Source organism: Burkholderia sp. Bp8984, from assembly GCF_003853755.1.
Taxonomy (GTDB): domain Bacteria; phylum Pseudomonadota; class Gammaproteobacteria; order Burkholderiales; family Burkholderiaceae; genus Burkholderia.
Map to the genome: position 1 here is coordinate 103,756 of NZ_QTQN01000022.1, position 13,823 is coordinate 117,578.

General features: G+C 63.3%; 15 protein-coding genes. 8 read left to right on the forward strand and 7 right to left on the reverse strand.

What is annotated here, in order from left to right:
* Positions 1 to 6 precede the first annotated feature (6 nt).
* The gene (locus DID98_RS22290) at positions 7 to 825 is read right to left on the reverse strand and encodes a helix-turn-helix domain-containing protein (protein ID WP_124571434.1); all 819 of its coding nucleotides are present in this window, start codon (positions 823 to 825) and stop codon (positions 7 to 9) included.
* Between the two features lie 77 nt (positions 826 to 902).
* Between DID98_RS22290 and panB the strand changes: the two genes are divergently transcribed.
* Entirely contained in the window at positions 903 to 1,754 is an 852-nt protein-coding gene (panB, locus tag DID98_RS22295; RefSeq protein ID WP_124571435.1) for a 3-methyl-2-oxobutanoate hydroxymethyltransferase, read from the forward strand.
* A gap of 49 nt (positions 1,755 to 1,803) precedes the next feature.
* Here the strand turns inward: panB and DID98_RS22300 are convergent, their stop codons facing one another.
* Positions 1,804 to 2,295, reverse strand: a complete 492-nt coding sequence (locus DID98_RS22300) for an Lrp/AsnC family transcriptional regulator (protein ID WP_006761025.1) — start codon at positions 2,293 to 2,295, stop codon at positions 1,804 to 1,806.
* A 156-nt stretch (positions 2,296 to 2,451) separates the two neighbouring features.
* Here DID98_RS22300 and glmS point away from each other — a divergent pair, with 156 nt between their 5' ends.
* On the forward strand, positions 2,452 to 4,281 hold the full coding sequence (gene glmS / locus DID98_RS22305; RefSeq protein ID WP_124571436.1) for a glutamine--fructose-6-phosphate transaminase (isomerizing): 1,830 nt from the start codon (positions 2,452 to 2,454) through the stop codon (positions 4,279 to 4,281).
* 265 nt (positions 4,282 to 4,546) lie between these two features.
* Here glmS and DID98_RS22310 read toward each other — a convergent pair whose 3' ends face one another.
* The 3 genes from DID98_RS22310 to DID98_RS22320 are packed head-to-tail and all read right to left on the reverse strand — an operon-like array spanning position 4,547 to position 6,539.
* Positions 4,547 to 5,044, reverse strand: a complete 498-nt coding sequence (locus DID98_RS22310; RefSeq protein ID WP_124523338.1) for a TPM domain-containing protein — start codon at positions 5,042 to 5,044, stop codon at positions 4,547 to 4,549.
* Between the two features lie 2 nt (positions 5,045 to 5,046).
* Complete coding sequence (locus DID98_RS22315) at positions 5,047 to 5,901, reverse strand: YgcG family protein (RefSeq protein ID WP_124523336.1); 855 nt, start codon at positions 5,899 to 5,901, stop codon at positions 5,047 to 5,049.
* Positions 5,898 to 6,539, reverse strand: a complete 642-nt coding sequence (locus DID98_RS22320; RefSeq protein ID WP_260428105.1) for a LemA family protein — start codon at positions 6,537 to 6,539, stop codon at positions 5,898 to 5,900. Before DID98_RS22320 ends, DID98_RS22315 begins: the two co-directional genes overlap by 4 nt.
* Before the next feature lie 303 nt (positions 6,540 to 6,842).
* Between DID98_RS22320 and DID98_RS22325 the strand changes: the two genes are divergently transcribed.
* From DID98_RS22325 to DID98_RS22345, 5 genes are all read left to right on the forward strand, one after another.
* Entirely contained in the window at positions 6,843 to 7,268 is a 426-nt protein-coding gene (locus tag DID98_RS22325; protein WP_124571438.1) for a hypothetical protein, read from the forward strand.
* Positions 7,269 to 7,292: 24 nt separating this feature from the next.
* Positions 7,293 to 7,547, forward strand: coding sequence for a DUF2933 domain-containing protein (locus tag DID98_RS22330; protein ID WP_124571439.1), 255 nt, complete (start codon positions 7,293 to 7,295; stop codon positions 7,545 to 7,547).
* Complete coding sequence (locus DID98_RS22335; RefSeq protein ID WP_124571440.1) at positions 7,531 to 8,187, forward strand: isoprenylcysteine carboxylmethyltransferase family protein; 657 nt, start codon at positions 7,531 to 7,533, stop codon at positions 8,185 to 8,187. Before DID98_RS22330 ends, DID98_RS22335 begins: the two co-directional genes overlap by 17 nt.
* A gap of 69 nt (positions 8,188 to 8,256) precedes the next feature.
* Entirely contained in the window at positions 8,257 to 8,523 is a 267-nt protein-coding gene (locus DID98_RS22340) for a DUF5676 family membrane protein (protein WP_124571441.1), read from the forward strand.
* 192 nt (positions 8,524 to 8,715) lie between these two features.
* A complete protein-coding gene (locus DID98_RS22345; protein WP_260428103.1) occupies positions 8,716 to 11,163 on the forward strand; it encodes a heavy metal translocating P-type ATPase in 2,448 nt (815 codons plus the stop codon).
* A 54-nt stretch (positions 11,164 to 11,217) separates the two neighbouring features.
* On the opposite strand, the gene DID98_RS22350 is transcribed toward DID98_RS22345, so the two are convergent.
* Together DID98_RS22350 and DID98_RS22355 are read right to left on the reverse strand one after the other, a co-directional pair.
* A complete protein-coding gene (locus DID98_RS22350) occupies positions 11,218 to 12,030 on the reverse strand; it encodes a hypothetical protein (protein ID WP_124571442.1) in 813 nt (270 codons plus the stop codon).
* 158 nt (positions 12,031 to 12,188) lie between these two features.
* On the reverse strand, positions 12,189 to 13,004 hold the full coding sequence (locus DID98_RS22355) for a helix-turn-helix domain-containing protein (protein ID WP_124571443.1): 816 nt from the start codon (positions 13,002 to 13,004) through the stop codon (positions 12,189 to 12,191).
* A gap of 120 nt (positions 13,005 to 13,124) precedes the next feature.
* Here DID98_RS22355 and DID98_RS22360 point away from each other — a divergent pair, with 120 nt between their 5' ends.
* The gene (locus DID98_RS22360; RefSeq protein WP_124571444.1) at positions 13,125 to 13,784 is read left to right on the forward strand and encodes a glutathione S-transferase family protein; all 660 of its coding nucleotides are present in this window, start codon (positions 13,125 to 13,127) and stop codon (positions 13,782 to 13,784) included.
* The last annotated feature ends 39 nt before the right edge of the window (positions 13,785 to 13,823 follow it).

Below are 13,823 nucleotides of genomic sequence, written 5' to 3' on the forward strand. Positions count from 1 at the left end.
GCCGCGTCATGCGCTCAATGCCGGCCGGCGCGCTTCACGCTTCGCATACACGCCGGGCGTCACGTTGAACTTCGCCTGAAACAGCGCGATGAACGACGACGTCGAGTCGTAGCCCAGTTGTGCGGCCACCGCGCCGATCGGCTCGCCCGCATCGAGCAGCGGCAGCGCCGCGAGCAGCCGCATGGCCTGCCGCCACTCGGTGAACGACAGCCCCGTGTCCTGCCGGAACAGACGCGACAGCGTGCGCCGTGTCGCACCGACCTGACGGCCCCATTCGTCCAGACTGCGCGTGTCGCCCGGATGCGCATGCAAGGCACGCGCGATTTTGAGCAGACGCGAATCGTGCGGCAGCGGCACCGTCAGCGGCGCGGGCCGCATCCGCGCGATCCGGTCGGCGATCAGGCACACGAGCGCACCGTCCGGCCCCGACTCGTCGTAGTTCACCGGTAACTCGCCGGTCGCGATCACCAGCTCGCGCAACAGCGGCGTCATGCAGAGGATCATGCAATCGTCGGCAGCATCGTCGCGCGCGATCGCATCGTCGAGATACAGGCTGTGGAACGCGACGCAATCGCGCGTCGACACCGCGTGCGGCACGTGCGGCGGAATCCACATCGCATAGTGCGGCGGCAGCAGATGCCGGCCCGACGGTGTCGATACCTCCAGCACGCCGCTCGTCGCATACATCAGCTGGGCCCACGGGTGACTATGCGCGTCGACGCTCGCGTTGCCGGGAATCCCGAACGCGCGCACGAACAGCGGCCTCGGCAGGCGCGCCATCGACGGCACCGCATACGGATCACCCGATTGTCCCGCCAGCGACATAAGACGTCCTCCGAAGGTCATTGCATGCACGATCGCGATGCTACCGTAACGACTCTTCTTTCTCACGGCTTCCGTTCATGAGCGCGCATACCCGCACCACCCGCAAGACCGTCACCGCGATCCGCGCGACGAAAGGCATCGGCAGCCTCGTCTCGCTCACCGCCTATTCCGCGCCGATGGCGAAGCTCGTCGACGAAGTGGCCGACGTGATCATCGTCGGCGACTCCGTCGGCATGGTGCTGTACGGCATGCCCGATACGCTGCGCGTCACGCTCGACATGATGAGCGCGCACGGCGCGGCAGTCGTGCGTGGCACCGCGCAGGCGTGCGTCGTCGTCGATCTGCCGTTTTCGACGTATCAGGAATCGCCCGCGCAAGCGTATCGCTCCGCCGCGCGGCTGCTCGCCGAAACCGGCGCGCAAGGCGTCAAGCTCGAAGGCGGCAGCGAGATGGCCGACACGATCCGCTTCCTGACGGAGCGCGGCATTCCGGTGATGGCGCACGTCGGCCTCATGCCGCAGCAGGCCAATGCGACCGGCGGCTTCCGCGCGCAGGGGATGGACCCGCGCTCGGCCGCGCAGGTGTTCGACGCCGCGTGCGCGGCCGAGCGGGCCGGCGCGTTCAGCGTCGTCGTCGAGGGCACCGCGGAAGCGCTCGCGCGCCATCTGACCGAAACACTGTCGATCCCGACCATCGGCATCGGCGCATCGCCCGCGTGCGACGGGCAGGTACTCGTGACCGAGGACATGATCGGCGCATTCGACGCGTACACGCCGCGCTTCGTGAAGCGCTACGCCGATGCGAACGCGGTGATGCGCGACGCGATCCGCCAGTACGCGCACGACGTGCGGCAGCGCGTGTTTCCCGAGCCGGCGCACTGCTTCGGGTACGGCAAGCCGCTGCAACTCGCGGCAGACGCCGCGGCGTGACGGCTGCGCTTACGCACGATTACGCACGATTACGCACGATTACGCACGATTACGCACGCTTGCGCATCGCATGCGCGACCCGCGCGTTCGCCTCGAACTTCGCACGATGCGTCGAGAAGAACGTCCGCACGTTGCGCACGTTCGATGCGCCGGTGAACAGCCGCCGCGCGAACGCGTCGTATTCGGCGACGTCGGCCAGGTCGGCCACCACCACGAAATCCGGCCCCGGCGACACGCGGTAGCACTGCGTGACCGCCGGCTCCGCGCACACGTAGGCTTCGAACGCGTCGTAGTCTTCGGCCGTCTGCCGGTCGAGGCTGATCTCGATCAGCGCCGTGACCGCCGTGCCGATCGCGACCGGATCGAGCACCGCGACCTGGCGGCGGATCACGCCCGCCTCCGTCAGCCGCCGCACGCGACGCATGCAGGTCGGCGGCGACGACAGCGCGCGCTCGGCGAGTTGCAGGTTCGACACCGATGCGTCGTCCTGCAGGATCGCGAGAATGCGCAGGTCGAGATCGTCGAGCGTGATGCCGGCCATGGACGGCTCCTTCCGGTCAGGGTGTGAAATTTAATTCCAACATGATAGACGATCGCCTGTCTGTTTCATCTACCGATGTATTTTGAAATTTAATTCCATTCGTGCACCTCTACCATCGCTGTCACGGGTCCAGACAGGACATTTACGGAGCGCGCTATGTGTGGAATTGTCGGGGCGGTTGCCCAGCGGGACATCCTGCCGAACCTCGTCGACGGGCTGAAGCGGCTCGAATACCGCGGCTACGACTCGTGCGGCGTCGTGGTCTATCGCGATCGCGCGCTGGCCCGCGCGCGCAGCGTCGACCGCGTCGCCAACCTGCAGCGCGAGATCGCCGGGCATGCGCTGTCGGGCTACACCGGCATTGCGCATACGCGCTGGGCGACGCATGGCGCGCCCGTCACGCTCAATGCGCATCCGCACTTCTCGCCGAGCGACGACAACGCGCGCATCGCGCTGTCGCACAACGGGATCATCGAGAACTGCGATCAGCTGCGCGCGGAACTGCAGGCGCATGGTTATGTGTTCGCGAGCCAGACCGACAGCGAGGCAATCGCGCACCTGATCGATCACCTGTACGACGGCGACCTGTTCGACGCGGTGCGCCGCGCGGTCGCGCGACTACGCGGCAGCTACGCGATCGCGGTGATGTGCCGCGACGAGCCGCACCGGATCGTCGGTGCGCGCGACGGGATGCCGCTCGTCGTCGGTGTCGGGGATGGCGAGAATTTCCTGGCGTCGGATGCGATCGCGTTGTCGGGCATCACCGATCGGATCGCTTACCTCGAGAACGGTGACGTTGCCGATATCCAGCTGCATCGCTACTGGATCGTCGATGCGGCCGGCCAACGCGTCGAGCGTGCGGTGCAGCGGGTGGCCGCGCATAGCGGCGCGGCCGATCTCGGATCGTATCGCTATTACATGCAGAAGGAGATCTTCGAGCAGCCGCAGGCGGTGGCCGATACGCTGCTCGATGTCGGGTCGATCATGCCGGAGCTGTTCGGCGACGGCGCGTGGCGCGCGTTCAACGACGTCGATTCGGTGTTGCTGCTCGCGTGCGGCGGCAGCTATCACGCAGCGCTGACCGCGAAGTACTGGATCGAGAGCATCGCGAAGCTGCCGGCTAGTGTCGAGATCGCGAGCGAGTTCCGGTATCGCGACAGCGTGCCGAATCCGCGCACGCTGGTCGTCGCGGTGTCGCAGAGCGGCGAGACGGCTGACGTGCTCGGGGCCGTGCACGTCGCGAGGCAGCGCGGGATGCTGCACACGCTCGCGATCTGCAACGTCGCGACGAGCGCGCTGATGCGCGAATGCGCGCTGCAGTTCGTCACGCGTGCGGGGATCGAGATCGGGGTGGCGTCGACGAAGGCTTTTACGACGCAGCTCGTGGCGTTGTTCTTGCTGACGTTGTCACTGGCGCAGGTGCGCGGGCGGTTGAGCGACGACGAGGAGAAGGCGAATCTGCGCGCGCTGCGGCATCTGCCCGATGCGATGTCGAAGGTGCTCGCGCTGGAGCCGCAGATCATGGGCTGGTCGGAGTTGCTCGCGCGACGCGACAACATGCTGTTTCTCGGACGCGGAATGCATTATCCGATCGCGCTCGAAGGCGCGCTGAAGATGAAGGAGATTTCGTATATCCACGCGGAGGCTTATCCCGCCGGGGAGTTGAAGCATGGGCCGCTGGCGTTGGTCAGTAATGAAATGCCCGTGATTGCGGTGGCGCCGAATGACGTGCTGCTCGAAAAGCTCAGGTCGAACATGCATGAGGTCAGCGCGCGGAACGGCAGGCTTTTCGTGTTCGCGGACGTGGACTGCGGGTTGGTGCCGAGTGAGGGGATCGAGGTGATTCGGCTCAATGAGTACTACGGGCCGTTGTCGCCGATCCTGCATACGGTGCCGATGCAATTGCTGGCTTATCACGCGGCGTTGGCACGGGGGACGGATATTGATAAGCCGAGGAATCTGGCCAAGTCGGTGACGGTGGAGTGAGGGCATATCGTGGAGGGCCGGGCTGTGCCGAGTTCCATTAGTCTCGGTTACGGGCCTTGTTGTGGTTTGGGTTACGGGACGCTTACCTGCCGGCTGCGCCTTACCTGACGAGCGCAAACCAGCATCAAAGCCAAAAGGGGCGCTGGAGCTTTTTTCAGTGCCCCTTTTTTCGGGTGGCCATCTGCTCCTCGAAATCGGGGCGTTTTGGAGTCGACATTTTCTCGGTGTGGACAGGTTCAAGAGGACCGATGTCGAGCTTCGGAACTCATATCACAACGGGCGCACTCGAAAGATCATCGAGCCACGGACCGTGAATCGGAAAGTGTTTTTTCAGCAGCTCCGTAACTTGCTCGATACCTCGCAGAACACCTGACCGATAGTCGCCCTGCTGGAAATGAGCCTCCATGGCTTCGCAAATCGCCTCCCATTCGCGTTGGTCCACTCTGGCGTGTATGCCTCGGTCCACGACAATTTCGACGTCCCGGTCCGCAAGGAGCAGATAGATGAGAATGCCGTTGTTGTGCTCCGTGTCCCAAACCCGGAGGTCCGAGAAAACCTCGATGGCACGGTCCCTCGCAGAGGTGCCCTTCAGCAACGCGCCGATATGCAGCGCCCCTTCCACAGCAAACCTGACCTGACCCACGTGCACGCGATGACTGGCACGTACAGCCTCTTCGATCGAGATCAGCGTCCGCCGTGAAAATGCCTTGTCGACCCGCCAGCGGGTCGCGAAAAGATGTCGGAAGAGACGTTTCAGGTCCATGCTCACCACCGTCCCGATGCGCCACCGCCGCCGAAGCCCCCACCGCCGCCGCGAAAGATGTCGCGATTCGAATCACGGCCGAAACGCCCGCCGCGACCATCGATGAAGCGCCCGTCAGCGGCTCTCATACCGCCCCCCAGCAACGTGAAGAGCAGCGCCATCATTCCCGCCGCGATGGCGACAAAAAGCGCCTGCGATAAGATCCACGCGATTGCCCCGACGACACCGCCGGTCACGACGGCGCCGGGCAGTCGCCCGAACATGGCGCGCAGCAGGCCACCGGCCATGACCGTCAGGAGGAAGAGAACGGGAAGCAACCGTCCGGCGCCGTCGCTTGCCCGAGGTAATCGCCGCGGTGGCGGCAACGCCTCGCCGCTGGCGACGCGTATCATGCCGTCGACGCCGGCGGTGATGCCACCGTAGAAGTCCCCGTTTCGGAACCGCGGAACGATCGCCTCGTTGATGATGCGATTGCTCGCTGCATCGGTGAGCACGCCTTCGAGGCCGTACCCGACCTCGATTCGAAGCGCTCGGTCGTTTTTCGCGACAATCAGGAGCGCGCCGTCGTCCACATTCTTGCGGCCGAGCTTCCATTGCTCGACGACTCGCATCGAATACTGTTCGATGGTTTCGGGCTCCGTGGTCGGAACGATGAGAACTGAAAACTGCGTTCCTCGTTTCGCCTCAAACTCTCTCAACGTCTTCTCGAGGCTGGCCGACTGGTCGCTGGTCAAGGTTCCGGTTTCATCGGTGACTCTCGACGTCAACGGCGGGACGGGGACGTCCGCGAGCGCACCGGCTCCGCCCAGGAGAAACGAGGTTAGAACGACGGCCAGCGCCAGTCGGAGCACGTTCAATTGGATGTCCCGCCTGCAGAGGCCGGCGGCGAGCCGAAGTCGACCCGCGGCGGTCTGGAAATTTCAGCTTCGTTGCTTACGGAGAAGTTGGGGCGCTCCAGATAGCCGAAGGCCTTTGCAGTCAAATTGTTCGGGAACGAACGTATCGTCGTGTTGTACGTCTGAACGGAGCGAATGTATCGGTTTCGGGCTACCGCGATACGATTTTCCGTACCCTCGAGCTGCGCCTGCAGGTCCCGGAAATTCGCGTCCGACTTCAATTGCGGATAGTTTTCCGAAACCACGAGCAGCCGTGATAGAGACGACGTGAGCTGTCCTTGCGCGGCTTCGAATTTTGCGAGCGCCTGCGGGTCAGCAATGAGTTCCGGTGTGGCGCGAATCTCACCCACTTTCGCCCGCGCCTCCGTCACACGGACCAGCACTTCCTTTTCCTGGTCCGCGTACCCCTTCACTGTGTTGACGAGGTTGGGAACCAGGTCGGCACGCCGTTGATACTGATTGAGAACTTCCGACCAGCTGGCCCTCACCTGCTCGTCCTGGCTCTGGATGGCGTTATAGCCGCACCCTGAGAGAGACAGCAAGCTCAGCGCCGATGCGCCTGTCAGAAGTGCGCGGGCCAGACGGCGCCGTGCGGACATTGCCATAGAACTTTTCGACATGGACGCGCCTCTGCCTTGTATTCCCGGCATTCCGCCGCTCACCGGTGCACTGCCTATCGTAAGTAGCTCGGCGGTCGCAGGGTTGATGCACGTCAATGCTGAATTGTCGAGCGCGCCCGGAGCGATGCACCGTCTCGGGCGCGTGTCGGCTCCACGGCCGCGCTACATATGAAGAATACGGCGCGTGATTCGTTGAGCCACGTCAAGCCATCGAAGGAGCGTCAGCATAGAGTGGTTTCAGGGTTCGACCGGCTCTGAAGAACCATGCTCCTGGAGAACAAGATGGCATTCCCGCACAAACTCGCAATCGCAATTGCGACGCTCGGCATGGTCAGTGCCGTTGCAATCGCCGGCACGCCGGCGGCCGCCGACAATGCAGCTCACGATGCCCATCATCCGAATAAGGCAGCCGCAAAAGCGCCGAGCAAGTCAAACCGCGAGGCGGACGACCAGATGCAGGCCATGCGCGCCATGCACGAAAAGATGATGAACGCGAGGACGCCTCAAGAACGCGCCGCCCTGATGGACGAGCAAATGAAAGTCATGCAAAACGGCATGAGCATGATGGAGATGATGGGTGCTCGCTCGTCCGGTATGCCGATGTCGGCGCGGCGCGGGAGTATGGAAATGCGCATGGATATGATGCAAATGATGATGCAGGCAATGATGGACCGTCAGGCTGCGCAAGAGCATCCGGCCGAGAAGTGAGACGAGGCGAAACGGGAGACAACCATGGATGACAGCTCGCATGGTGCCCGGCCATTCTGGAAATCACGGTCAGCCATTGCACTCGTAGCATTCACTGCAATAGCGCTATTCCTCCTGCTTTCCGAACACCGCGCCCACTTCCTTGGCGTCTTGCCATATCTACTGTTGCTCTCGTGCCCGCTGATGCATCTGTTCATGCACCACGGGCACAGGCACGACGGGACGAAATCGACCGGCAGGCGCCCTCATTCGGGAGACGGTCATGACCAGCATCGGTGACGGTTACGGCCTGTGGAGCCTCGTAGCCATCAATTCTCTCGTCTTCATCATCTTCGCGTTCAGCTTCTTCAATCCAGCGACAAAGCGGGACTGGCGAACGTTCGGTGGATTCTCCGCCTTCATCGTCGCGCTATTCGCAGAAATGTACGGGTTTCCGCTCACCGTCTACTTGCTATCGGGCTGGATGCAGACGCGATTTCCGCACACGAATTTGCTATCTCACGATGCAGGGCACCTGTGGTGGACCTTGACCGGCAGGCACGGCGACCCGCATGGCGGACTTCCGCATCTCCTCAGCTTCTTCTTCATACTGGGCGGCTTCTACTTGCTGTCCACGGCGTGGCACGTGCTGTATGAAGCTCAGCGTGGCAAGGCGTTGGCCACCACCGGACCCTACGCGAAAATCAGGCATCCTCAGTACGTCGGGTTCGTCGTGATCATGCTGGGTTTCCTGCTCCAATGGCCCACGCTCGTGACTTTGGCCATGTTCCCCATTCTCGTTTTCATGTACGTTCGACTAGCCATACAAGAGGAGCATGATTCGGAGGCGCGGTTCGGCACTGCGTGGCGTGAATACGCGGCACACACGCCGCGCTTCGTACCCAGCTTGTTTGGGAAACGCCCGGCTCAAGTGCATTGATTTCAGGCGGCTCACCCGTAGCTGGCACTGCCGAACTCGATCGCAATCTTCCGGGATGAGGAGGCTGCCATGAAACCCTTCAAGACTGGCGCGACGCTTTCAGCCACGGTTGTGCTGTTCTATGTCTTGTGCACACTCGTATGGATGGCGCTTCCTGGACCGTTCATGAACTTCATGAACGCTCTTTTTCACGGACTCGATTTCCGACGCCTTCAGACCCGCGAGCCATTGTCCTGGTGGTTTGTTGTCTACCCGGCCCTTGTGTTCGCGGTCTGGTTCTTTGCGGCCGGCGCCTTCTTTGCGTGGTTATACAACCGCCTGAGTGGACCGAACTGATGCAATTCCGTACGCCCATACCTCTCTCCCGAACTGCATGTTGCCAGTGTCGGTATCGGGAATCAGAAGGTCGAGGCAACAGCTAGCCTCGATACAGGTAACTCACGTCGTAGCACGGTCGTCACGTCAATATCGAACGCGCAGAGCGACGAGCCTCAATGGAAACGGAACGGGTGAGCAAAGGAGCGTCAAATGAGCGGCCAACCCGGCGAAGACGAACTTCATCACCAAAGGATGTCCGGGCACTTGTCATCGGACGAACGTCACGGTCGTGAGACGGACGAGCACGCCCCTTTCGCCGGGCACGGACACGACAAGCATGCTCATCACCATGATGGCCAGGACAAACACGCACGCCCCACGGATCCGCTTCGCGACCCCGTCTGCGGAATGGCGGTGACCGATGAGTCACGCTTGCGCCGCGAACACAATGGCAAGTGGTACGCGTTCTGCAGCCAGGCTTGCTTGACGAAATTCGAGGCAGCGCCGTCCAGGTACGTTGAGCCTTCGACCATCGAGGAGCCGCAAGCACTGCCCGAGGGCACCGTTTACACGTGCCCGATGCACCCGGAAATTCGACAGGACCATCCCGGGCAATGCCCGAAGTGCGGCATGACGCTGGAACCGATTCTGCCCAGCGTCGACGAAGGCGAGAATCCGGAACTGGTCGATTTCCGACGCCGATTCTGGTGGACGTTGCCACTGACCGCCATCGTTTTCGTGCTGGCGATGTTTGGCCATCGCCTACGATTGATGGACCCCGACACCGAAAGCTGGGTTGAGTTCATCCTCTCTACGCCGGTCGTCCTGTGGGCAGGCCTGCCGTTTTTCGAGCGGTGCGTGCGCTCATTCATGAACCGCAGCCCCAACATGTGGACGCTCATCGGGCTCGGGACAGGCGCGGCCTATATCTACAGTGTCATCGCGACCCTCTTCCCCGGCGTGTTTCCCGAAACGTACAGCGCGCACGGCCGGGTCAGCGTGTATTTCGAGGCGGCGGCAGTCATCATCTCGCTGACGCTTCTCGGGCAGTTGCTCGAACTGAAGGCCCGCTCGCAAACGTCCGCCGCCATCAAGGCACTCCTCGGGCTCGCACCCAAGACCGCACGGCGCATCAACCGGGACGGTTCCGAAGCAGACATTCCGTTGTCCCATGTTCATGTGGGAGACCTGCTTCGCGTGCGGCCGGGCGAGAAAGTCCCCGCGGACGGCGTGGTGACGGACGGCACGAGTTCGCTCGACGAGTCCATGATTACCGGCGAGCCCATTCCGGTCACGAAGCGCGTTGGCGACCACGTCATCGGCGCAACGATGAACGCGACAGGCAGTCTCGTCATCCGCTCGGAAAAGGTCGGCGCCCAGACCGTCCTGTCGCAAATCGTGCAGATGGTCGCGCAGGCGCAGCGCTCCCGTGCGCCCATGCAGCGCATGGCCGACAAGGTGGCCGGGGTGTTTGTCGTCGGGGTCGTCAGCGTCGCTCTCCTGACCTTCCTCGTGTGGGGCATCTTTGGGCCTGAGCCCAGTTGGGTATTCGGTCTCATCAATGCGGTGGCGGTGCTCATCATTGCGTGCCCCTGCGCGCTGGGCCTTGCAACGCCCATGTCCATCATGGTCGCAAGCGGCAAAGGAGCCACGACCGGGATTCTCTTTCGCGATGCCGCTGCGATTGAAAATTTGCGCAAGGTCGACGTGCTCATTGTCGACAAGACGGGGACGCTGACCGAGGGGCGTCCTGCGTTCGAGCAGGCCGTAGGCACAAGCGGATACACGACCGACGACGTGCTTCGTCTGGCGGCGAGTCTCGACCAAGGCAGCGAGCATCCGCTTGCTGCAGCCATCGTTGCGGCAGCCCGCGAGAAGAAGCTGACTTTGGACCGCACGGAAAATTTCGAATCCGCAACGGGTATCGGCGTGAGAGGAGTCGTCGCTGGCAGGCGACTTTCACTTGGCAACACCGCGCTGATGCAGACTGACGCCGTATCCGTCGAATCGCTGTCCAGGGAGGCGGATAGCCTGCGTGCGCAAGGCGCGAGCGTCATGTACTTGGCAGTCGATGGCAGTTTGGCCGGACTGCTGGCGGTCGCTGACCCGATAAAGGCGACCACGCCAGAGGCGCTTTCGACGTTGAAGGAGAACGGTATCCGAGTCGTGATGGCGACCGGTGACGGGGTGGTCACTGCCAAGGCCGTGGCCGGGAAGCTCGGCGTCGACGAATTCCATGGCGAGGTGAAGCCTGCCGACAAGCTCGATCTGGTGACACGGCTTCAGCAAGCCCGGCATGTCGTCGCGATGGCTGGCGACGGCATAAACGACGCCCCCGCGCTGGCCAAGGCCGATGTTGGCGTGGCCATGGGAACAGGCACGGATGTGGCAATGAGCAGCGCTCAGGTGACGCTCGTCAAGGGCGACTTGCGCGGTATCGCGCGTGCTCGAGCGCTGTCCGAGGCAACCGTCGCGAACATGAAGCAGAATCTTGGCTTCGCGTTCGTTTACAACGCGCTCGGGGTCCCGTTGGCGGCCGGGGCACTTTACCCGTTCACGGGGCTGCTGCTGTCGCCGATGATCGCGGCGTTGGCGATGAGCCTGAGCTCAGCCTCGGTCATCTCGAACGCGCTGAGATTGCGCAACGCCAAAATTTGAGCATGCGTGCGCCCCGCAAGCCGGTCAGTATCCCCGCCCCGCGCACGAAAACCCCTACTTCGACAACTTCAGCTTTTTCGCCAACACAACCCCGCTCGACGGACTCACCAGCGAGATCGCATTGATATCCATATGCAACCTGGAGATCCGGGTCGTAATGTCCGTCGGCTCGTCGATACTCGGATCGGCATGCTCGACTTGCTCGGTCAGATAAGGCCGAACCAGGCGCCCGGTAAAGACGAGCGCGAAGTCGCCATGCGCTTGAGCGTACACGGCAGGCGAAATCCGCATCCGGCTGCGAACCGTGGTCTTTTTCCCATGCCCGGAATCGAGTTCGATGATGTCGATCTGCTGGATGTACCCTTTCGCTTTCGCTTCGGGGGCGATCACGAGCCCTCGCCCTCGTGGCCCCTTCGTGACCTTCCGGAGCAGGATGCCCGTCCGGTCGCCGTGCTCCGCGTCGAACAGGTCGACGTCCAGCGTCAACAGGTGCCGCTGCGACCGGTACCTCAGCCCGTACTGCACCGGCACCACGAACGTCACGTCGCGATCCAGGCCGACGGCCGCCAGGTCGGGATTCGGGGCATACCGGTCGGTTGCGTCGGAGACCAGGCCGCGAACCCGGTCGCTCAAGGAAGGCGGCGCGGGGCTGATGTGCAGCTTCTTCAGGGCATCCCGAATGGCAACCGGGTCGTCGCCGACGATCGGTCGTGCGGGCGACGCGTCGTGATCGGAAGCAGGCGCGACGTGCGTCGTGCCGTCGACGGCCTCCGCCTCTGCATGCGCCGCGACGGGCGCCAGGATCATCGTCAAAGCGACGACGCACGCGAAGCTCGAACGCCCCAACTTGGATTTCCGATGAAACACGAAGGCTCCTGATTTTCTTGCGGATCGGTCAACGACGAGCACTATAGGGTGGAATGATAGGCAACGCATCCATTGTTTGAAATTCACCGATGCCCTGCGCGCCCCTTCGCCGGTTCATTGTCAGCCGAAAGCAGGCCAACGCCCCCTCCTCCGCAACCTCACCCCTGCCGATCCTCCCGCCGATACTCCGCCGGCGCCTTCCCGACCAGCTTGCGAAAATCGCGCGTGAAATGCGCCTGGTCGAAATACCCCAACGCCTGCGCCAGTTCCGCGAGATCGACCGGCTCGCCGCCGGCGAGTTTGTCGGCCGCCTCATGCAGGCGATAACGACAGATCACCCACTTCGGCGTCACGCCCACATAGTCGGAAAAGAGTTGCTGCAGCGTGCGCTCGCTCAACCCCGCGCGCTCGGCCAGATCGCGCACCTGCGTGAGCCCGATATCCTGCTGCAGCATCTGCAAGATGCCATGAATACGTTCGACCTGCGGATCGGCCGGCGGCAGCACCCGCAACAGCAGCGCCTCGGCAACCGCTACCATCCCGGCATCATCCTCGGCACCGAGCACGGCGTCTTCGGCTTGCGCGTCGCCGCAATCGAGCAGCGTCGACACCGGCAGCACCTTGTCGGTCGACAAATGCACCGGCTTGCCGAAGAACGCCCGAAACGCGCCCGGCCGGAACCGCAAGCCGATCACGCGCCCGGCCCCGGCCAACGTCGTCTCGAACGCCCCCGACACCACGCCGAAGATCCCCGTCCGCCGCCGGTCGAACACCAGATTCACGCACGGATACGGCAGCGTGCGCTGCACATACGGCGGCTGGTCGCGCAGATCCCATTCGACGATCCAGTGGTGATCCAGCACCCCGGCCAGGTCGGCACAGGGGTAATAGCGATTCAGGCGGAAGCGCTGATTGAAGGCTTTCGGGCCGACGACGCCTTTGGGCGTGTCGGTCACGTGACGCAAGTCGGTCATGGCGACGAACCGTTGAAGTGACTGCGTGATGATGCACCGCCGCAGCGGATTTTTCCAAGACGAAGCCGCGCGGCCGTCCTATATTGGTCGACCTGTCCCGAATGCACACCGGAGCCCGCGATGCAGCAAGACCGCCACCTGACCCTGTTCCACTCCCCGCGCAGCCGCTCGGCCGGCGCCCGGATGCTGCTCGAGGAACTGGGCGCCGACTACGAACTGCATGCGTTCGATCTCTCCACCGGCAAACATCACGAAGCCGACTACCTCGGCATCAACCCGCTGGGCAAGGTTCCCGCACTGCGTCATGGCGACGTGATCGTCACCGAGCAGGCCGCCGTCTACATGTACGCGGCCGAGTTGTATCCGGAAGCCGGCCTGTCGCCGGCGCCGGGCGATTCGCTGCGCGGGCCGTATCTGACCTGGATGACGTTCTATGGCTCGTGCCTCGAGCCGGCCATCGTCGACCGCTCGATGAATCGCCCGCCCGCCGCCTACTCGACGTCGCCGTACGGCGACTTCGATACCGTGATGATGCGGATCGATGCGCAACTGGCGAAAGGGCCCTACCTGCTGGGCGAGCGCTTTACGGCGGTCGACGTGCTGTGGGGCTCGGCACTGAACTGGACGACGATGTTCAAGCTGGTACCCGAAACGCCGCGCATTCGCGCGTACATCGATCGCGTGCTGGCGCGCCCGGCGATCCAGCGCGCGCAGGCGGCGGATGCGGCGCTGGCGGCGGAACAGGACAAGGCCAAGGAGGCGGCCGCAGCGGCGCGGTAGCCGGTTGGCGGGCGAACCGCGACGCCGGTCCCGCCCGCC